The sequence below is a fragment of the Rubritepida flocculans DSM 14296 genome, from assembly GCF_000425365.1.
Lineage (GTDB): Bacteria > Pseudomonadota > Alphaproteobacteria > Acetobacterales > Acetobacteraceae > Roseococcus > Roseococcus flocculans.
In genome coordinates, this window is record NZ_AUDH01000018.1 from 1 (window position 1) to 17,756 (window position 17,756).

Below are 17,756 nucleotides of genomic sequence, written 5' to 3' on the forward strand. Positions count from 1 at the left end.
GCCGTCCAGCCATCATCCAGCAGCAGAAGCGCGTTCATCCGCCGGTGCACCGCGCTGTTCCCCTGCCGGCGCATCGCCGAAAGGAAATAGGCCCGGTCCTCAGGGGTCAGCACAGCGCCAGACATGAACAGAGCGAATCAGCACACCCCGCGTCGCCGCAAGCTGAGTTCGGCGGAGTCGGGGTTTACAAGGGGGGCGCAGCCGCGCCCCCGCTTCCTCAGCGCATCGGCAGCGCGTACATCAGCCCGCCATTGGTCCAGAGATGGTTGGGCCCGCGCGGCAGCGCCACCGGCGTGTTCTCGCCCATGGTGCGCTCGTAGATCTCGCCATAATTGCCGATGGCGCGGATCACGTTGTAGGCCCAGGCGGGATCGAGCTTCAGCGCCTGGCCGAGTTCCGGCGTCACGCCCAGCAGGCGGCGCGTGTTGGGGTTGGTGCTGGTGCGGCGCATCTCCTCGGCGTTGGCGCGGGTGATGCCCTGCTCCTCCGCCTCGATCACGGCATAGGTGTACCAGCGCACCAGCTCGAACCAGTCCTCGTCGCCGCGGCGGACATAGGCGCCATAGGGCTCCTTCGAGAACCGCTCGGGCAGCACCACCCATTCGCGCGGATTCGCCATCTGCGAGCGCGCGGCGGCGAGCTGCGAGGCGTCGGAGCCGAAGGCGTCGCAGCGCCCCGCCTGCAGCGCGGGCAGCACCTGGTCCAGCCGCTCGAACACCACGGGGCGGAAGCGCACGTTCACGCTGCGGAAGTAGTCGGCCGTCACCTGCTCGTTGGTGGTGCCCTGGATCAGGCAGATCGTCGCGTCCGCCATGTCGCGCACGCGCTGCACGCCCATGTTGGCGCGCACCAGGAAGCCGTGGCCGTCGTAGAAATAGGTGGTGGCGTGGCGCAGACCGAGCGTGGTGTCGCGCAGCATGGTCTGCGTCGAGGTGCGGAACAGCACGTCCACCTCGCCCGAACCGAGCGCGGTGAAGCGCGTGGAGGAGGAGAGCGGCACGAAGCGCACGCGGTTCGCGTCGTTGAAGATGGCGACCGCGAGGCCCCGGCACAGCTCCACGTCGAGCCCCTGCCAGACGCCGCGGCTGTCGGGCAGGGCGAAGCCCGCCACGCCGGTATGGATGCCGCAGACAAGCGTGCCGCGCGCGCGCACCTGGTCGAGAGTGGGGCCGGCCTGCGCCGCGCCGCCGAACCCCAGAACGCACAGCGCCGCCAGCGCGGCGCGAAGCCCTCGCTTCCAGAACATCCTTGCCTTCCCCAACCCTGCGGATCGTTGAGCGCGATGGTCATGCTTCGCCGCAGCATGAGTCAACGGCGCGCGGGGCGGGTGACGAAGGTGTAACCGCGCGGCGAACCCATGCCGCGCAAATGGGCTCAGCGCGCCTGCTCCAGCGCGGCGTGGACGATGCGCCCATCCTCCATCGCCACGATGCGGTCCGCGAGGTCGAGGATGCGCGGATCGTGCGTCACGAGCAGGATGGGCACGCCATTGCCCTTCGCGAGGTCGCGCAGCAGGCGCACCACCTCCTGGCCCGTCTGCTTGTCGAGGGCGGCGGTGGGCTCGTCGGCCAGGATCAGCCCCGGCGCGCCGGCGAGCGCGCGGGCGATGGCCACGCGCTGGCGCTGCCCGCCCGAGAGCTGGGCGGGGCGCTTCTCCGCATGCCCGGCAAGGCCCACCGCCTCCAGCATCGCCCCCGCGCGCGCGAGGCGCTCGCGCTCGGAGAGCGCGCCGTCCAGTTCCAGCGCCATCGCGACGTTCTGCCGCGCGGTGAGGAAGCCGAGCAGGTTGTGGTTCTGGAAGATGAAGCCGATGCGCCGGCGCAGCCGCACCCGCGCGGCCTCGCTCGCGCCCAGCAGCTCCTGCCCCAGCACCCGGGCGGAGCCGAGCTGCATGGCGCGCAGCGCCCCGATGAGGGTGAGCAGCGTGGTCTTTCCCGAGCCCGAGGGGCCGGTGAGGATGACGATCTCGCCCGGCGCCACGCGCAGGTCCACCTCGCGCAGCACGAGCCGGCGCAGCTCCCCGCTGCCGTAGGCGAAGCTCACCTCGCGCAGTTCGACCGGGGCCTGCATCAGAACATGTCCGCCGGGTTCGCGTCGCGCAGCTTGCGCACGGCGAGCAGCCCCGCAGCGAAGCACATGCCGAAGATCAGCAGGAAGACGCCCAGCGCGCGCTCGGTGGTCATCACCAGCGGCAGGAAGGTGGCGCCCGCCACGAAATCGTAGAGGAAGAGGCAGAGCAGGAAGCCCGGAAGGAACCCCACCACCGCGAGGATGAGCGCCGCGCCCAGCACCACCCGCGCGAGGTAGCCGTCGCTGTAGCCCATGGCCTTGAGCGTGGCGTATTCGCTGAGATGCCCCGCGATGTCGGCGAACAGGATCTGATAGACGATCACCATGCCCACCACGAGGCCCATGACCGAGCCGAACAGGAAGATGAAGCCGATGGGCGTGCCTTCCTCCCAGTAGCGGCGCTCCTTCTGCACCAGCTCGGCATGCGTCAGCACGGCCACGTCGCCGGGCAGCAGGGCGCGCAGCCGGGCCTGCACGGCCGCGGGCTCCGCCCCCGGGCGGAGCTGGATGGCGACGAGGTCTATGTTCGAGGGCCGGCGCTCGAAGACCCGGCGGAAGTTCACCTCGCTCATCACCACATTGCCGTCCGCGCCGAAGGAGGGGCCGATCTCGACGAGGCCCACCAGCTCCATCTCGCGCCCGTTCAGCTCGATCGGGAAGGGCCCGCGCTCGCGGAACAGCCGCGCCACGGGGCCGAATTCCGGCCGCGAGCGCAGGTCGAAGGCGAAAGTGTCCGGCCGGGTCAGCGCCCCGGCCACCTGCTCGATGCCGGGGAAGCGCAGCGCCCCCGCCGCCGCGTCGAAGCCGATCACCTGCACGGCGCGCTTCGTGCCCGTCTCGGGATTCCGCAGCGTCACCTGCGTGAGATAGACGGGGATGGACTGCGCCACATCCGGATCGGCCAGGGCCTGATGGGCGCGGCTGCGCGGCATGCGCTCGGGGCGGAAGCTCGCCTCGGTCAGAGGGTGCCAGAGGAAGAGATCGGCGCGCAGCGCCTGCAGCAGGTTGGTCGCGCTGTCGAACAGCGCGCCCTTGAAGCCGAGCTGCATGAACACCAGCACGCAGGCGAACATCACCCCCGCGATGGCGGTGGCCAGCCGCGCGCGGTCGGCGCGAAGCTGCCGCCAGGCCAGGCGCAGCGCGAGGCCGAGCTGCGCGAGCGCCCCGGGCGCGCGCCGCTCCGGCCCCGGGGCGGGCGCGGCCTCGCCCGTGCGCTCGGGGGCCCAGGGCAGCAGGGCGGCAGGGGCGGGAATCTCGTTCATCGGCCGGCCAGCGGCGCGGGGCCGGGCAGGATGGCCACCTGCACCTGCATGTTGCTGCGCCGGCGCAGCAGCGCCGCCGCCTCCTCCGAGAGCGCAAGGCGCACCTCCACCGTGCGCGCGTCCACCGCCGCCACCGGGTCGGTGCCGGCCTGGGTGGTGCGCCGCACCTGCCAGCCGATCTCGCGCACCGTGGCGGCGAGGCGGCGCGGCTCGCCGGGCACGATCACCTCGGCCCGCGCGCCGGGCGCGACGCGGGGGAGGTCCGTCTCATAGACATCGGCCACCACCTCCATGCGCGTGAGGTCCGCCATCTCGAGCAGCCCCTCCGCGCCCACCCGGTCGCCGGGCCTGGCGAAGATGCGCAGGATGGTGCCGGCGATGGGCGCGTGCAGGCGCGAGATGGCGGCATCCGCCCGCGCCTTCTCCAGCGCGGCGCGGGCGGAGGCGAGGCGCGCCTCGGCGAGCGCGATGTCCTCCGGCCGGGCGGAGGAGAGGGTGGCGAGGTCGGCCTCGGCCTGGGCGCGCTCGGCGGCAAGGCGCTGCACCAGGAAGCGCGCCCGCTCGGCCACCGCCTCCGCGCCCGCGCCGGAGGGAACCAGGCGGTCGGCGCGGATCGCGTCGCGCCGGGCGATCTCCTCCTGCGCGGCGAGGCTTGCGATGCGCGCGCGCTGGGCCTCGATCTCGCTGGGGCGGGCGGCGTTGCGCAGCCGCTCCAGCGCGGCCTGCTGCTCGCGCAGCGCCGCCTCGGCCTGGGCCACGGCGGCGTCCTTCTGCGGCGCGTCGGCGAAGACGGCGAGGAGCTGGCCGGCGGCCACCTCGTCGCCCTCCTGCACATGCAGCTCGGCGAGGCGGTCGATGTTCATGCCCCCCGGCGCGGCGAGGCGGCGGATGCGCGAGGCGGGCTCCACCCGCCCCAGCGCGCCCACGCCGAGCGGCGCGGCCGGGGCCGCGGCGGCGGGGGCGGGCGGCGGCGGGGCGGGGCGCAGCGCCACCCAGGCGCCGGCCCCGGCCAGCACCGCCACCCCCGCGAGCAGCCAGAGGCGGCGGCTCATGCCGGCATCTCGGCGAGGCGCGAGAGGGCGGCGCGCAGCGCGGCCATCTCCTCGGCCTCGGGCGCATACATGCCGAACACCCGGGCCATGAACAGCCCGTCCCCGGCCGCCATCACCGCCAGGGCGTGGCCGGGCGGCAGCGCGTCCTGCCGCAGCCGGTCGCGGATGCGGCGGAACACGGCGCGGATGGGGTCGAGCAGCGCCGGGTCATGGTGGAAGGCGGCGAGGAAGACGGCCGCCGCGCGCTGGTGGTTCTCGCAGGCCGCCTCCGGGTGGTCGAAGATCCAGGCCAGCACCGCGCGGGTGGCGCGGGCGGGGTGCGGCGGCTCGGCCTCCAGCACCGCCAGGAACTCGGCCTCCACATGGTCGGCGAGGCGGTTGAGCAGCCCGGCCAGGAGCGCCTCCTTCGAGGCGAAATGGTAGAGCAGCCCCCCCTTGGAGACCCCGGCCTCGCGCGCCGCGGCCTCCAGCGTCAGGGCGGGCACGCCGCGCGCCTGCACGATGCGCTCGGCGGCGTCGAGGATGCGGGTGCGCGCATCCGCGGCCTCGGGGCCGCGGGGGCGGGGTTCGGCGGCGGGGCTCGATCCGTCGGGCATGCCGCTCAACTGGACCGTCCGGACGGTTTGTCAACCGTCCGGACGGTGCAGTCAGGCCAGCGGCCGCGCGGATCAGCCCGCCGGCGCGAGCAGCCGGTCGAGCAGCGCCTCCGCCTCCGCCTCCCGCTCCCAGGCGAGGCGGATGCTCACCACCCGCACCCCGTCGCGGAAGGGGGCGGGGATGCGCACCCAGTCCTTGCGGGTGGTGACGGGGATGGCGGAAAGGCGCTCCGCCTGGGCGAGGATGTCGCGCAGATCGCCCTCGTCGAAGGGGTAGTGGTCGGCGAAGCTCTCCGTGCCGGCCAGCACCGCCCCGCCCTGGCGCAGGGTCGCGAAGAATTTGCGCGGGTTGGCGATGCCGCAGAAGGCGAAGACGTTCTCGCCGGAGAGCTCGGCCATCTCCGGGCCGGGCACGAGATCGCAGCGCAGCACGGGCAGATCGGGCGGCAGCGCGGCGAGCGCGCCGGTCTCGTCGGGGCCGATCAGCACCGCCGCGCCGCAGCGCGCGGCGGCGGCGGCCACGCTCTCGCGCAGCGGGCCGGCCGGGATGACGCGGCCGTTGCCGAAGCCCGCATTGCCGTCGATGGTCAGCAGCGAGAGGGTCTTTTCCAGCGTCGGGTTCTGCAGCCCGTCATCCATCACGAGGCAGCCCGCCCCGGCAGCGATGGCGAGCCGCGCGCCCGCCGCGCGATCGGCGCTGACCCAGGTGGGGGCCACATCGGCCAGCAGCAGCGCCTCATCGCCCACCGCCTCGCTGTCGTGGCGGGCGGGGTTCACCTGCACCGGGCCCTTCACGCTGCCGGCATAGCCGCGCAGCAGGAAATGCGGGGCGCGCCCGCGCGCGGCGAGGCGACGGCCCATGTCGAGGGCCAGGGTGGTCTTGCCCGCACCGCCCGCTGTCGCGCCGCCGCAGCACAGCACGGGCACCGGGGCGCGCCAGCCGGGCCGCGCCATGCGGCGCGCCGTGGCGCCCGCGTAGATGGCCGCGAATGGGGAGAGCAGCCTGGGCCAGACCCCCCCGTCGCGGCCCCAGAAATCCGGGGCTCGCATGCCGATCGTCAGCGTTCCTTCCCTACCCTTCGGCCTTCTCGGCGCGCGGCCCGGCCCTGTCCGACCCGTGGCCGAGCAGGGCGAGCACCTCCTCGGCCAGCCGGCCGGGCAAATCCCGCGCCGGAGACACCGCCGCCGCCGCGGCCGCCGCCATGGCGGCCGCCTCCTCGGGTCTGGTTAGCACATCGGCCACGGCCGCCGCCAGCGCGGCGGGATCGGCGCCCACCCGCCGCGCCCCGCCCGCCCGCTCCAGCAGCGCCGTGGCCTCTGCGAAGTTCTCCATGTGCGGGCCGAGCAGGATGGGGCAGCCGAGCCGCGCCGGCTCCAGCGGGTTCTGCCCGCCATGCGGCACGAGGCTGCCGCCCACCAGCGCCACGTCGGCGAGCCGGTAAAGCAGGCCGAGCTCGCCCATGGTGTCCGCGATGTACACGCCCCCCGCATCGGGCGGCGCGCCCTGGCTGCGACGCGCCGCCCCGGGCGCGAGCGCGGCCAGCTCCGCCCCGCGCTCCGGGTGGCGGGGGGCGAGAATCGCCAGCAGCCCCGGGTGGCGCGGGCGCAGCAGCGCGGCGGCCTGCAGCACCAGCGCCTCCTCGCCCGGATGGGTGGAGGCGGCGAGCCAGACGGGCCGCCCGCCGATGGCCGCGCGCAGCGCCGCCAGCGCGCCCGGATCGGCCGGGAGGGGTTCGGCGGCGAGCTTGAGATCGCCCGGCGGCGCGAGGCGTGGCGCGCCCAGCGCCTTGAGCCGGGCCGCATCCTCGGCCGAGCGCGGCACGATCAGCGCGAAGAGCCCGAGCAGCCGCCGCGCGAGCCCGGGCGCGAAACGCCCCCAGCGCGCCGCCGAGCGCGCCGAGAGGCGGGCGTTCACCAGCACCAGAGGAACGCCCCGCGCCGCGCAGGCGGCAAGCGTGTTGGGCCAGAGCTCGCCCTCGATCCGCAGCGCGAGGGCGGGCCGCCAGCCCTCGAGGAAGCGCGCCACCCAGCCCGGCACGTCGAGCGGCGCATAGCGGTGGATCACGCGCCCCCGCAGAGCGGGGGAGAGCCAGCGCGGAAGCTCCGCCGCCGAGGTGGTGGTGCCGGTGGTGACGAGGAAGACGAGAGTCGGCGCGCGGGCGGCCAGGGCCTCCAGCAGCGGCAGCAGGGCGCGCGCCTCTCCCACGCTGGCCGCGTGCAGCCAGAGCAGCGGCCCCGGCGGGCGGGCCGCGCCATGGCCCTCGCGCTCGGGCAGGCGCGCCGCCTCCTCCTTCCCGCGCGCCGCGCGGCGGCGGAGATGCAGCCGCAGCAGCGGCGCGGCCAGCGTGGCCAGAAACCGCCAGGCGCCGAGCATCGCCGCTCAGCCGCGCCGGGTCCGGCCGAGCCGCGCATCGGCGGCGTCGCTGGCCGCATCCAGCGCGGCGGCGATGGCGGGCAGCGCCGCCGCGCCGCCGCCCGGGGGCACCCGCAGGGCCGGGCCGATCACCAGCGCGGCGCGGCCGAAGGGCAGCGGCAGCTCCATCCGGTCCCAGGTGGAGAGGCCCAGCGCGGGGCGCATCCGCGCGCCCACGGGAAAGACCGGCGCGCCGGAAAGCGCCGCGAGCTCCGCCACCCCCGGCGCGGGCTGGCGGCGCGGGCCGCGCGGGCCGTCCGGGGTGATGGCCACCGCCTCGCCCTGCGCCAGCAGCCGGGCGAGCTGCACGAGCCCCGCCCCGCCATGGCGCGAGGAGGAGCCGATGGCGAGCCTCAGTCCGAAACGCCCGACGATGCGCCCGATCAGCGCCCCGTCCCGGCTGGAGGAGACGAGCACATGCGCGCTCTCCGCGAGGCCGCGGCGGCGCACCTCCAGCATGAGCCAGGGCATGAGCGGCAGCGCCTCGTGCCAGAAGGCGAGGATGGCGCGGCCCTCGGCGCGATAGAGCGCCGCCGCCTCGTCATAGCCGATCAGCTCCCAGCGGGCGGTGCGATAGACCAGGGCGAGATAGGCGCCGAGCAGCCAGGTGGCCGCGGAGAGCACGGCCGGGCGCCGGATCAGCCGTCGGAGCATGGGCGGGGGGCGGGCATGGCGCGCGGGTCGCTCGCATGCCGCCGCCGCGCCGGCAAGAGGGGGGCGGCCCTCTCATGCCAGCGGCCGCTGATTTCCACTCCTGAGGAGCCGGTGCGGCCGCTGGCATGCCTCTGTTTCGGCGCGCAGCCGCCACGCCGGGTCCCACCGAAGCAAAGCTTCGATGGGTGCCCGCCAACTCTGCGCGCGATACGGTTGGCATGTCGTGCCGGCCGCATCAGCCCAGCATGGGTACGAGCTGGCTGCGAAAGGTCTCGGCGCAGGCGGGCCAGGAGAAGCGCTCGGCCTGGGCGCGGGCGCGGGTGCGCGGCACCTCCAGCGCGGCGAGGCTGGCGCGGCGCAAATCCTCGTCCAGCACCCCGCCCGGGCCCACCACGTCCTTGGGCCCCATCACCGGATAGGCGGCCACCGGCGTGCCGCAGGCCATGGCCTCCAGCAGCACGAGGCCGAAGGTGTCGGTGCGCGAGGGGAAGACGAAGACATCCGCGCCGCGATAGGCGTCGGCCAGCGCCGCGCCGTGCCGCCAGCCGGCGAAATGCACGGAAGGATGCGCAAGCTGCAGCGCCGCGCGCTGCGGCCCGTCCCCCACCACCACCTTGGAGCCGGGCAGCTCGAGCGCGAGGAAGGCGCCGATGTTCTTCTCCACCGCCACCCGCCCCGCGTAGAGAAAGACCGGCCGCGGCAGCCCGGCCCAGGCGTCGCGCGGGCCCTGGTCGGAGAACAGCGCGAGGTCCACGCCCCGGCTCCAGGGCAGGATGCGGCGGAAGCCGCGGGCGGCCAGCTCCTCGCGCAGGCTGGGCGTGGCGGCGAAGACGCCCTGCCCCGCGTTGTGGAACCGCCGCAGCCAGGCCCAGATCCAGCGCGGCGGAAGGCCGGTGCGCGCCGAGACGTATTCGGCGAAGCGCGTGTGGAAGCTGGTGGTGAAGCGCCAGCCCCTCTCCCGGCAGAGGGCGCGCGCGGCGAGGCCCAAGGGGCCTTCTGTGGCGATGTGCAGCGCCTCCGGCCGCGCCGCGTCCAGCATGGCCGCGAGCCGCGCGCGCGGCAGGAAGGCGAGGCGGATGTCGGCGTAGCCGGGCATGGGAAAGCTGCGGAAGCGGTCGGGGCCGATCACCTCCACCGAATCGCCCAGCGCCTGCATCTCCTGCATCACGCGCTCCAGCGTGCGGACCACGCCGTTCACCTGCGGCCGCCAGGCGTCCGTGACGATGACGACCCTCATGCGGAGCGGCGCATCAGGCGGGCAGCGCCTCGCGCTGGCGGGAGGGCGCGCGCTGCACCGCCGCCCAGTCGAGCAGCTCGAAGCGGCCGTCCTGGTGTTCGAGCAGCGCCGTGCAGCTTTCCACCCAGTCGCCGTCGTTCATGTACATCACGCCGTTCACCATGCGCATCTCGGCGTGGTGGATGTGGCCGCAGATCACCCCGTCATAGCCGCGGCGCCGCGCCTCTCCGGCCAGCGCCGTCTCGAAGCGGTCGATCGCCTTCACCGCCTCCTTCACCTGGCGCTTCAGCCACTGCGAGAGCGACCAGTAGGGCAGGCCCAGCCGCCGCCGCGCCAGGTTGAACCAGCGGTTCAGCACCAGCGCCGTGTCGTAGGCCCAGTCGCCCAGATAGGCGAGGAACTTGGCGTAGCGGATCACGCCGTCGAACTCGTCGCCGTGCAGGACGAGGAAGCGCCTGCCGTCCGCCGCCAGATGCTCGGCCTCGCGCACCAGCTTCACGCCCTGGATTTCGAGGCCGAGCCAGTCGCGGAACATCTCGTCGTGGTTGCCCGGGATGTAGATCACCTCGGTGCCGTTCTGCGCGAGGTCGAGCACGGCGCGGATCACCGCGTCGAACTCGGGGTGCCAGTACCAGGATTTGCGCAGCCGCCAGCCGTCCACCACGTCGCCCACCAAGTAGAGGCGCTCGCAGCGCACGCGCGAGAGGAAGTCGAGCAGCATGTCGGAGCGCGAGCCGCGCGTGCCGAGGTGGATGTCGGAGAGAAAGACGCTTCGCACGACCATCGGCGCTTCGCGGGTGGGCATTCCGGCCATCCGTGGGCTGTGGATGACGCGCGCAATGCGAGGGATTTCCGCGCTTCGCACGTGAAGCTTGCGTGACCTCCGCGCCCTGCGCATGTCTCGCGGACGACGCGGAACCGAAAGCGAATCGCCACGATCGCCCTGCTATCGGCTCCGGTTCATGTGGATCGTGTTCAACCCGACGGCAGGCGCCGCGCGGCGCCGCCGCCTGGAGCGCGCGGCCGCCCTTCTCCCCTCCGCCCGCATCGTCGAGACCGGCGCCCCCGGCGACGCCACGCGCCTCGCCGCGGGCGCGGCGGCGGAGGGCGCGCGGGTGGTGGTGGCGGCCGGCGGCGACGGCACCATCGCCGAGGTGGCGGCCGGGCTCGCGGGCAGCGGCGCCGCGCTCGGCATCCTGCCCTTCGGCACGGCGAATGTCCTGGCGCGCGAGCTCGGCCTGCCGCTCGATGCCGAGGGCGCGGCGCGCGTGATCGCCACGGGGCGGCGGGGGATGCTCCGGCCCGGCCTCGCGCGCGACGCGGCGGGGAACGCGCGGCTCTTCGTTCAGATGCTGGGGGTGGGCCTGGATGCGGCGGTGGTGCACGCGCTGCCGCCCGGGCTGAAGCGGCGGCTCGGCGCGCTCGCCTATGTGGTGCAGACGCTGCGGCTGCTGCCCAGGCACCCCTTCGCGCCGCTGCGCCTGCGCGCCGATGGCGGGCCCTGGGAGGAATGCGTGGCGCTGCTGGCGATGAAGGGGCGGCTCTACGCCGGGCCCTTCGTGGTGGCGCCCGAGGCGCGGGCGGGGATGGAGGGGTTCATCCTCGTCCTGCAGCGCCGCGGCGGCGCGGGGGCGGCGCTGCTCGCCGGGGCGGCGCTGCCGCTCGGCCTGCTGCCGCGCCTGCCCTTCATCGAGCGGCGCGCCTGCCGCGCGCTGGAGGTGGAGGGCGCGGGGCTGCTCGCCCAGGCGGATGGCGACGCCGCGCCCGCGCCGCCGCTGCGGCTCAGCGACGCGCCCGCGCCGCTGCCGGTGCTGCTGCCCCGATAAGGCAGGGGCTTCGCCCTTTCGCCCCCACCGTGCCGAGACTTCCCGAAGCCCCCGGCGCGCGCCGCGGGGCGAGGACGCGTTGGACAGGGACATCGGGCCGCAGGCCCCCGCGCGAACGACCCACCCGACGGCCACCGCCCGCCGCGCGGCGCGCTTTCGCCCGCGCCGCCCTGCCCGCCGCCCAGGCCGAGAGCCGCAACGCCGAGGCGCTGCTCGCCGCCGCCGAGGCGGGCCGGGAGGAGCTGCGCCTCATCGCCCGCCAGATCGAGGCGCTGGAGCCGCAGGCGCGCGAACTCGCCGCAGGCGCGCGAGCTCGCCACCGCGCGCGACGAGGCCGACCGCACGCGGCGCATGCCTCTGGACGGCGTGGTGAACCGCGTCTCCGTCGATCCGGGCGAATATGTGCTGGCGGGCCAGCGGATCATGCTGGTGCACGACCCCTCCGCCATCCGCATCGAGGCCGATGCGAAGCAGACGGAGCTGCGCCACTTCCGCATCGGCGCCCCGGTGCGCGTGACGCTGGATGCCTGGGGCTGGCGCGCGGTGTTCTTCCTCAGCCGCCAAGCGGCGCTCCTCAGCGCCCCAGCGCCGCGATCTCCTTCTCCAGCGCGGCGATCTCGCTGCGCAGGCGCTGCAGATAGGCGTCGCGCTGGGCGATTTCCGCGCGGGTCTTGAGCTTCCAGTTGTGCGCGGTGGTGATGTCCTGCCGCTTGCGGCGGATCAGTTCGCGCAGCTCCTCGCGCCGGGCGGCGCGATACTCGGCCTCCGGGTCGCGCAGGGTGGGCGGGGGCAGCGGGTCGAGATGCGGTCGGGGCGGGGCCTCCTCCGCGGCTGCGGGCTCGGGCGCGGGCGGCTCGGGCACCCAGAGCGCGCCGCCCGCCGCCACCGCCTCGAAGAGGCGGATCAGCACGGACCAGCGCATCAGCCGCGCCTCGGAGAGCGGAAGGGCCTCGGGCGCATCCTCCCCGCCGCGCAGCGTCCAGCCGGCGCTGCGCCGCGCCTCCACCGCCGCGCGGAAGCGCGCCGCGGCGCTTCTTCCGTAATGCTCGGCCAGGAAGCCCTCCACCTCGGCGAGGCCCGCCACCGGGAGGCCCCGGCGGTGGCGGCGCCAGGCGCGCATCACCTCGCGCGCGTCGAGCAGCGCCTCCAGCCGCTCCCAGGCGCCGTCATGGAAGGGCTCGGCAAGCCAGAGCCCCGCCCAGCGCAGCAGATAGGCGAGGCGGGCCGCGCCCTCGGCCAGCATCTCCGGCGCGCCGCCCCAGCGCAGCACGCCCCAGAGCGCCGCGGCCCCGAGCACGGCCAGCCCCGCCGTGACCGCGAGGGTGCCGGCGCTCAGCCCCACCGCGGCGAAGCCCAGCGCGGCGAGGGCGGCGGCGTCCAGCAGCAGCAGCAGCCCGGCGCGCAGCCGCGCCCGCAGCCCCACCCGGCGCGGCCGCCGCCGCCGCGTCATGCGCGAGGGGGCGGGGGCGGGCCGGGCGCCGGCCGCCGCGCCCTGGGCGGCCAGCAGGGCGCGCGAGCGGGCGAGCAGCCGCGCGACATCCTCCCGCCGCTCGGCAAGGCCGCTCTGCTCCAGCCGCGCGACCAGCGCGCGCAATTCCGCCTGGCGGGCCGCCTCCGCGCGCATCCGCACCTCCTGCGGCCACTCTGCGCGGCGGAGCTTGACAGGCGGTGAATCGGCGCGAACCCGCGGCCGCCCGCCGACCCGGCCTGCGCGATAGGTCCGGCGTGGCCGCCGGCCGTATCATACCAGCGGCCGCTGATTTCGACTCCTGAGGAGCCGGTGCGGCCGCTGGTATGCTTGTGTTTTGGCGCGCAGCCGCCACACCAACCCTGCGCGCGATACGGTCGGCATGTGATGCCGCCCGTATCACGCCGCGAGCGGCCCCGGATCCTCCCCGCCGGCGTAGCGCACCATCGCCGCCACGCGCGCGGCGATGGGCGGATGGGTGGCCCAGAGCGCCGGCCCGCGCGCCAGAGCGGCGTCGTCCAGCATCATCGCCCGCACCAGGCTGGGCAGTTCCGGCAGGGCGCTGCGCCCTTCGATGCGGCGCAGCGCGCGGATCATCGCGTTCGCGTCGCCGGTGAGGCGCACCGCCTCGGCATCCGCCTGGAACTCGCGGTTGCGCGACAGGGCGAAGCGCAGCACCGCCCCGAGCGCGGCCGCGAGCAGGATGAGCAGCAGCCCGACCAGCGCCGCCGCCCCCGCGCCCCCGCGCCGGTCGCCGCCGCCGCGCGGCAGACGGAAGCGCGCGCGGGAGAAGGCCTCGACGAAGAAGGTCAGCATCCCCGCGAAGATCGCCGCCACCACCCCGAGCCGCGCATCCCCGCCGCGGATGTGCGCGAGCTCATGCGCCAGCACGGCGCGCAGCTCCTCGCGGCCCAGCGCGTCGAGGAGGCCGCGCGTCACCGTCACCTGGCCCTCGGCGCGCGAGAGGCCGGAGGCGAAGGCGTTCAGCGCGGGCACCTCCATCACCGCCAGCCGCGGCATGCGCTCGCCGCGGCTGATGCACAGCGCCTCCATCTCGTTCCACAGCAGCGGCTCCTCGCGCCGCGTCACGGGGCGCGCGCCGGTCACGCCGTCGAGCAGGCGCTGGTGCGCGGCCCAGGCGATGGCGAACCACAGCAGCGCGAGCAGGAGGCCCGCGAGCAGGGCGCCCGGCAGCGCATTCCAGGCGAGGCGGAAGGCCTGCGCCTCCGTCTCCGCCACCCCGGCGGCGAAGAGCAGCGCGAGGCCGAAGATCAGCAGCGCCAGCAGAAGCGGGAAGCCCGCCAGCAGCAGCGCGCATTTCCAGTTGTTGTTCCAGACGCGGGTGGAGAGGCCGATGGCCCGCATCCCTCAGAACTTCACCTCCGGCGGGGCCTGGGTGGCGGCGCGCTCGGCCTCGCCCAGCTCGAAGAAGCCGCGCGGGGCGAAGCCGAGCGGGCGGGCGAGGAAGACCATGGGCAACTGCTCGGTGGCCGTGTTGTATTCCTGCACCGCGTTGTTGAAGAAGCGCCTTGCGGCGGCGATGCGGTTCTCGAGCTCCGACAGCTCGCGCTGCAGCTCGAGGAAGTTCGTGTTGGCCTTGAGCTCCGGGTAGGATTCCGCGAGCGCGAAGAGCTGCCGCAGCGCCCCCTGCAGCGCCCCTTCGGCCGCGCCCGCCGCCTCGGGCCCCTGCGCGGAGAGCGCGGCGTTGCGCGCGCGCACCACGGCCTCCAGCGTCTCGCGCTCATGGCCGGCATAGCCCTTCACCGTGGCGACCAGGTTCGGGATCACGTCATGCCGCTGCTTGAGCTGCACCTCGACATCCGCCCAGGCCTGGTTCGTGACCTGCCGCAGCGCGACCAGGCGGTTGTAGAGCAGCACCAGAAGCCCGACCGCCGCCAGGGCGAGGGCGAGAATGATCCATTCCATCGGCGGTCTCTCCTGCGGCGGCGCGCGCAGGCTAGCCGCATCGGCCCGCCCCCGCCCAGCGCCCCTTGCGCCGCGGGCCCGCTTGGCCTATGCGCGCCGCTTCAACGGCCGGGCCGCCATCGCGGCCTGCCGCATCCCACAAGGCCGCGCCATGAAGCCCGACACCCATCCCGACTATCACGAGATCACCGTCATCATGACGGACGGCAGCAGCTTCACCACGCGGAGCTGCTGGGGCAAGCCGGGCGACACGCTGCGCCTCGACATCGACCCGAAGAGCCATCCGGCCTGGACGGGCGTGCAGCGCATCATCGACACGGGCGGCCAGGTGGCCAAGTTCAACAAGAAGTTCGGCGGGCTCGGCATCAAGAAGTAGCCGCCCGGCGCGCCCGGCGGCCGCATCGCGGCCGGCGCCCCGCTCGCTTCGCGCGCCCCGCCGGGCTGGCCTCGGGCGGGGCGCGTCGCGTTGCGCCGCCCCCCTTGAAGCCGGGCGGCGGCCTGCCTAGCTCATGGATCGCCAGGGCGCCCGGACGGGGCCCTGGCGCGGACCCGAAGCGACGCCGCCCGCGTGGGGCGTCGCGGCAGGGCCGCCCCACACGAACCTTGCTCCTGAAGGGGGTTCCATGAACGCGATCGACTTCTCCCCGCTGCTGCGCACCGCCATCGGCTTCGACCGCTTCGCCCGCCTGCTCGACGGCGCGCGGATGCAGGCCGACGCCCAGGCCTACCCGCCCTACAACATCGAGGTGACGGGCGATGACAGCTACGTGCTCACCATGGCCGTGGCCGGCTTCGCGCCCGAGGACATCGAGGTGGTGGTGCGCGAGGACACGCTGACCATCAGCGGCAAGGCCAGCCAGCCCCAGCCCGAGACCGAGCGGCGATTCCTGCACCGCGGCATCGCCGGCCGCGCCTTCGAGCGCCGCTTCGTGCTCGCCGACCATCTCGTGGTCCAGGGTGCGCGGCTGGAGAACGGGCTGCTGCACATCGCCCTGAAGCGCGAGGTGCCCGAGGCTCTGAAGCCCCGGCGCATCGCCATCCAGACCGCCGCGCCCGCCGCGCGGCCGGTGATCGAGCAGGCGGCCTGATCCGCGGGCCGGCCAGGCGCCCATGCCCGAGGGGCCGGCGGGGGAGACCCTGCCGGCCCTTTTTCCTGCGGCCCTGTCGCGCAAGCGGCATGCGATGCCGCCCCCAATCATCGGGCGTTGCGCCCCCGCGCCGCCCGCCGCCAATATCCCCCGTGAAGCCGGTGCGGGGAGGCGCGGGATGCGGGCTGTGCGGCAGGGTGTGGCGGTGGCGGTCGCGGTCGCGGCCTCCGGCCTGGAGGCCGCGGCGCAGGACCGCGTGATCCGCCGCGAGACCTCCGGCGCCTGGCAGGTCGAGGAAAGCGCCCGCGGCAGCGAGCCCAACCTCTGCATGATGTCGAGCTCCACGCCGGATGGGCGTTCCTTCGCCGTCACCTTCCTCGGCGGGGCGAATGCGCTGACGGTGGTGGTCTCCAGCCGCGGCTGGCGCATTCCCTCCGGGCTGCGCGTGCCGATCCGCTACTGGATCGACGGCAACACCCCCTGGAACGCCCAGGCCCAGGCCTCGCGCGACGGGCAGGCGCTGGTCTTCACCATCGGGCGGGACACCATGGCCGAGTGGGAGCGCCAGTGGCGGCTGGGCGCGGTGATGACCATCAGCTTCCCGCAGGGAAACGAGGCGCCCTGGCGCTTCACCCTGACGGGCACCAACGCCGCCACCAGCCTGTTCGTGGCGTGCATGGGGCGGGCCAACGCCACCGCCCGCGCGCCCGGCGCGCCCTCGCAGCCGCATGGCGGCCCCTCGCAGCCCTTCGGCGCGCCCGCGCCCCAGCCCGCGCCGCCGGCCGGGCCGCCCACCAAGGGGGCCGCCCCGGCCCCCGTGCCCGCGCCGGGGCCCGCGCCAGCGCCCTCGCCCATGCCTGCCCCCGCCTTCCAGCCGCGCGCGGGCGAGCTGCGGACATGACGAGACGGCCGGCCTGACCGCCGCCCGGATCAGCCCTCCCGCCCGGCCTCCGGCAGCATGTGGCCGAAACGCTCCGCCTTGGTGGCGAGGTAGCGGTCATTCACCCCATTGCCCGCGAAGGCGTGCGCCTCGCGCCCCGCCACCTCGATGCCGCAGGCGGCCAGCGCCGCCAGCTTGTCCGGGTTGTTGGTGAGCAGCCGCACGCGCGGGATGCCGAGTTCGCGCAGCATGGTGGCGGCGACGAGGAAGTTCCGCTCATCCGCCCCGTAGCCGAGGGCGCGGTTGGCGTCGAGCGTGTCCAGCCCCGCATCCTGCAGCGTGTAGGCGCGCAGCTTGTTCACGAGGCCGATGCCGCGCCCCTCCTGCGCCAGGTAGAGCAGCACCCCGGCCCCCGCCTCCGCCATCCGGCGCAGCGCGCCGCGCAACTGCGGCCCGCAGTCGCAGCGCAGCGAACCGAGCAGATCGCCCGTGAAGCATTCGGAATGCACCCGCGCGAGCGGCGCGCCGCCCTCGGCCACCAGATGCTCGGGCGCGCCCACCAGCATGGCCAAGTGCTCGATGCCGCCATCGGCCGCGCGGAAGGCGACGATGCGCGTGTCCTTCGCGTCCTCCAGCGGCACATGCGCCTCGCCCACGCGGCGCAGCGTGGTGGCGGCCGAGAGCGGGTAGGCGGCGAGCGCCCCCGCATCGAGCGCCATGATCGCCCCGCCCTGGGGCGAGGCCCGCTCGCGCGCGGGCGCGGCGACCAGGGCGGGCAGCAGCCGGCCGAGCTTGGCGAGCGAAAGGGCGAGCGCTCCCAGCGCCGGGGTGGGGGCGCGCTCTCCCGGCTGGCCCTCGGGGCCGAGCAGCAGCTCGGCCGTCGGGTCCGCCAGGGCGCGCAGCCGCTCGGGGCTGGCGAGTTCCGCCGGCAGGCGCAGCGCCACCGCCTCGCCATCGGCCGAGAGGGCGGGCATGGGGCGATGCGCCAGCGCGGCCGCGCGCACGGGGGAGAGCAGCAGCACCGGCGGCGCGGCGGCGGCGGCCATGATCTCGGCGAGGCCCTGGGCCCCCACCGTCTCGGCCGCGGCGACCAGAAGCCCCGGCCCCGCGCCCCCCTGCACCAGCACCGGCGTGCCCCGGCGCAGGTCGGAGACGGCGCGGTGCACCGCGCGCATGGCCAGGGCCTCGGGCGGAAGGGGGGCTTCGCGGCGCTCCGCAGTGGCGGCTTGGGCGTTCATGTGAGAGGGCATTCCCTTCGACGCTTCAGACAGAGTTCCTTCGGAA

General features: G+C 75.3%; 19 protein-coding genes. 5 read left to right on the forward strand and 14 right to left on the reverse strand.

Going from position 1 to position 17,756, the window contains the following annotated elements:
• Positions 1–217: 217 nt before the first annotated feature.
• The 10 genes from H596_RS0113195 to H596_RS0113240 form a co-directional block, all read right to left on the reverse strand.
• On the reverse strand, positions 218–1,246 hold the full coding sequence (locus H596_RS0113195; RefSeq protein WP_027285294.1) for an amino acid ABC transporter substrate-binding protein: 1,029 nt from the start codon (positions 1,244–1,246) through the stop codon (positions 218–220).
• Between the two features lie 128 nt (positions 1,247–1,374).
• Positions 1,375–2,070 carry an ATP-binding cassette domain-containing protein gene (locus tag H596_RS0113200; protein ID WP_037301385.1) on the reverse strand — a complete coding sequence of 232 codons (696 nt, stop codon included), beginning with the start codon at positions 2,068–2,070 and terminating at the stop codon, positions 1,375–1,377.
• Positions 2,070–3,332 (reverse strand): ABC transporter permease DevC, encoded by a 1,263-nt coding sequence (gene devC, locus H596_RS0113205; protein WP_084602773.1) that lies wholly within the window; start codon positions 3,330–3,332, stop codon positions 2,070–2,072. The genes H596_RS0113200 and devC overlap by 1 nt, the downstream gene beginning before the upstream one ends.
• Positions 3,329–4,384 (reverse strand): HlyD family efflux transporter periplasmic adaptor subunit, encoded by a 1,056-nt coding sequence (locus tag H596_RS0113210; protein WP_027285297.1) that lies wholly within the window; start codon positions 4,382–4,384, stop codon positions 3,329–3,331. The genes devC and H596_RS0113210 overlap by 4 nt, the downstream gene beginning before the upstream one ends.
• The gene (locus tag H596_RS21505; RefSeq protein ID WP_051212983.1) at positions 4,381–4,980 is read right to left on the reverse strand and encodes a TetR/AcrR family transcriptional regulator; all 600 of its coding nucleotides are present in this window, start codon (positions 4,978–4,980) and stop codon (positions 4,381–4,383) included. Before H596_RS21505 ends, H596_RS0113210 begins: the two co-directional genes overlap by 4 nt.
• A 72-nt stretch (positions 4,981–5,052) precedes the next feature.
• Positions 5,053–6,030 (reverse strand): tetraacyldisaccharide 4'-kinase, encoded by a 978-nt coding sequence (lpxK, locus tag H596_RS0113220; protein WP_027285298.1) that lies wholly within the window; start codon positions 6,028–6,030, stop codon positions 5,053–5,055.
• Between the two features lie 22 nt (positions 6,031–6,052).
• Positions 6,053–7,354: a 3-deoxy-D-manno-octulosonic acid transferase gene (locus tag H596_RS0113225; RefSeq protein ID WP_037301386.1), complete on the reverse strand. Its 1,302-nt coding sequence runs from the start codon at positions 7,352–7,354 to the stop codon at positions 6,053–6,055.
• Positions 7,355–7,360: 6 nt separating this feature from the next.
• A complete protein-coding gene (locus tag H596_RS0113230) occupies positions 7,361–8,047 on the reverse strand; it encodes a lysophospholipid acyltransferase family protein (protein WP_027285300.1) in 687 nt (228 codons plus the stop codon).
• A 235-nt stretch (positions 8,048–8,282) separates the two neighbouring features.
• On the reverse strand, positions 8,283–9,284 hold the full coding sequence (locus tag H596_RS0113235) for a glycosyltransferase family 4 protein (RefSeq protein ID WP_027285301.1): 1,002 nt from the start codon (positions 9,282–9,284) through the stop codon (positions 8,283–8,285).
• A 13-nt stretch (positions 9,285–9,297) separates the two neighbouring features.
• Positions 9,298–10,089 (reverse strand): UDP-2,3-diacylglucosamine diphosphatase, encoded by a 792-nt coding sequence (locus H596_RS0113240; protein ID WP_027285302.1) that lies wholly within the window; start codon positions 10,087–10,089, stop codon positions 9,298–9,300.
• Between the two features lie 157 nt (positions 10,090–10,246).
• Between H596_RS0113240 and H596_RS21510 the strand changes: the two genes are divergently transcribed.
• Together H596_RS21510 and H596_RS24985 are read left to right on the forward strand one after the other, a co-directional pair.
• Positions 10,247–11,110 carry a diacylglycerol/lipid kinase family protein gene (locus H596_RS21510; protein ID WP_037301389.1) on the forward strand — a complete coding sequence of 288 codons (864 nt, stop codon included), beginning with the start codon at positions 10,247–10,249 and terminating at the stop codon, positions 11,108–11,110.
• 351 nt (positions 11,111–11,461) lie between these two features.
• Positions 11,462–11,785, forward strand: coding sequence for an HlyD family efflux transporter periplasmic adaptor subunit (locus H596_RS24985; RefSeq protein WP_084602777.1), 324 nt, complete (start codon positions 11,462–11,464; stop codon positions 11,783–11,785).
• On the opposite strand, the gene H596_RS0113250 is transcribed toward H596_RS24985, so the two are convergent.
• The 3 genes from H596_RS0113250 to H596_RS0113260 form a co-directional block, all read right to left on the reverse strand.
• Entirely contained in the window at positions 11,685–12,734 is a 1,050-nt protein-coding gene (locus H596_RS0113250) for a hypothetical protein (protein ID WP_027285303.1), read from the reverse strand. The two genes, H596_RS24985 and H596_RS0113250, sit on opposite strands and share 101 nt — an antisense overlap.
• 243 nt (positions 12,735–12,977) lie before the next feature.
• Positions 12,978–13,943 (reverse strand): M48 family metalloprotease, encoded by a 966-nt coding sequence (locus tag H596_RS21515; RefSeq protein ID WP_037301392.1) that lies wholly within the window; start codon positions 13,941–13,943, stop codon positions 12,978–12,980.
• A gap of 3 nt (positions 13,944–13,946) precedes the next feature.
• Positions 13,947–14,504, reverse strand: coding sequence for a LemA family protein (locus H596_RS0113260; RefSeq protein ID WP_027285304.1), 558 nt, complete (start codon positions 14,502–14,504; stop codon positions 13,947–13,949).
• 151 nt (positions 14,505–14,655) lie between these two features.
• On the opposite strand from H596_RS0113260, the gene rpmE reads away from it, so the two are divergent.
• The 3 genes from rpmE (at position 14,656) to H596_RS24380 (ending at position 16,493) form a co-directional block, all read left to right on the forward strand.
• Positions 14,656–14,880 carry a 50S ribosomal protein L31 gene (gene rpmE, locus H596_RS0113265; protein WP_027285305.1) on the forward strand — a complete coding sequence of 75 codons (225 nt, stop codon included), beginning with the start codon at positions 14,656–14,658 and terminating at the stop codon, positions 14,878–14,880.
• 247 nt (positions 14,881–15,127) lie between these two features.
• A complete protein-coding gene (locus H596_RS0113270) occupies positions 15,128–15,592 on the forward strand; it encodes an Hsp20 family protein (RefSeq protein WP_027285306.1) in 465 nt (154 codons plus the stop codon).
• 178 nt (positions 15,593–15,770) lie between these two features.
• Positions 15,771–16,493 carry a hypothetical protein gene (locus H596_RS24380; RefSeq protein WP_156910121.1) on the forward strand — a complete coding sequence of 241 codons (723 nt, stop codon included), beginning with the start codon at positions 15,771–15,773 and terminating at the stop codon, positions 16,491–16,493.
• A gap of 29 nt (positions 16,494–16,522) precedes the next feature.
• On the opposite strand, the gene H596_RS21520 is transcribed toward H596_RS24380, so the two are convergent.
• Entirely contained in the window at positions 16,523–17,710 is a 1,188-nt protein-coding gene (locus tag H596_RS21520) for a GTP cyclohydrolase II (RefSeq protein ID WP_037301394.1), read from the reverse strand.
• Positions 17,711–17,756: the final 46 nt, after the last annotated feature.

What these genes read in the sequence shown, in the direction of transcription:
- H596_RS0113270 (WP_027285306.1), top strand. Translation starts at nt 15,128, where the DNA reads ATGAACGCGATCGACTTCTCCCCGCTGCTGCGCACCGCCATCGGCTTC.
- H596_RS21515 (WP_037301392.1), bottom strand. Translation starts at nt 13,943, where the DNA reads ATGCGGGCCATCGGCCTCTCCACCCGCGTCTGGAACAACAACTGGAAA.
- H596_RS21520 (WP_037301394.1), bottom strand. Translation starts at nt 17,710, where the DNA reads ATGAACGCCCAAGCCGCCACTGCGGAGCGCCGCGAAGCCCCCCTTCCG.
- rpmE (WP_027285305.1), top strand. Translation starts at nt 14,656, where the DNA reads ATGAAGCCCGACACCCATCCCGACTATCACGAGATCACCGTCATCATG.
- H596_RS0113250 (WP_027285303.1), bottom strand. Translation starts at nt 12,734, where the DNA reads ATGCGCGCGGAGGCGGCCCGCCAGGCGGAATTGCGCGCGCTGGTCGCG.
- H596_RS0113225 (WP_037301386.1), bottom strand. Translation starts at nt 7,354, where the DNA reads ATGCTCGGCGCCTGGCGGTTTCTGGCCACGCTGGCCGCGCCGCTGCTG.
- H596_RS0113210 (WP_027285297.1), bottom strand. Translation starts at nt 4,384, where the DNA reads ATGAGCCGCCGCCTCTGGCTGCTCGCGGGGGTGGCGGTGCTGGCCGGG.
- H596_RS0113235 (WP_027285301.1), bottom strand. Translation starts at nt 9,284, where the DNA reads ATGAGGGTCGTCATCGTCACGGACGCCTGGCGGCCGCAGGTGAACGGC.
- H596_RS0113260 (WP_027285304.1), bottom strand. Translation starts at nt 14,504, where the DNA reads ATGGAATGGATCATTCTCGCCCTCGCCCTGGCGGCGGTCGGGCTTCTG.
- H596_RS21505 (WP_051212983.1), bottom strand. Translation starts at nt 4,980, where the DNA reads ATGCCCGACGGATCGAGCCCCGCCGCCGAACCCCGCCCCCGCGGCCCC.
- H596_RS24985 (WP_084602777.1), top strand. Translation starts at nt 11,462, where the DNA reads ATGCCTCTGGACGGCGTGGTGAACCGCGTCTCCGTCGATCCGGGCGAA.
- H596_RS0113230 (WP_027285300.1), bottom strand. Translation starts at nt 8,047, where the DNA reads ATGCTCCGACGGCTGATCCGGCGCCCGGCCGTGCTCTCCGCGGCCACC.
- H596_RS0113195 (WP_027285294.1), bottom strand. Translation starts at nt 1,246, where the DNA reads ATGTTCTGGAAGCGAGGGCTTCGCGCCGCGCTGGCGGCGCTGTGCGTT.
- H596_RS0113200 (WP_037301385.1), bottom strand. Translation starts at nt 2,070, where the DNA reads ATGCAGGCCCCGGTCGAACTGCGCGAGGTGAGCTTCGCCTACGGCAGC.
- H596_RS0113240 (WP_027285302.1), bottom strand. Translation starts at nt 10,089, where the DNA reads ATGCCCACCCGCGAAGCGCCGATGGTCGTGCGAAGCGTCTTTCTCTCC.
- H596_RS24380 (WP_156910121.1), top strand. Translation starts at nt 15,771, where the DNA reads ATGCGGGCTGTGCGGCAGGGTGTGGCGGTGGCGGTCGCGGTCGCGGCC.
- devC (WP_084602773.1), bottom strand. Translation starts at nt 3,332, where the DNA reads ATGAACGAGATTCCCGCCCCTGCCGCCCTGCTGCCCTGGGCCCCCGAG.
- H596_RS21510 (WP_037301389.1), top strand. Translation starts at nt 10,247, where the DNA reads ATGTGGATCGTGTTCAACCCGACGGCAGGCGCCGCGCGGCGCCGCCGC.
- lpxK (WP_027285298.1), bottom strand. Translation starts at nt 6,030, where the DNA reads ATGCGAGCCCCGGATTTCTGGGGCCGCGACGGGGGGGTCTGGCCCAGG.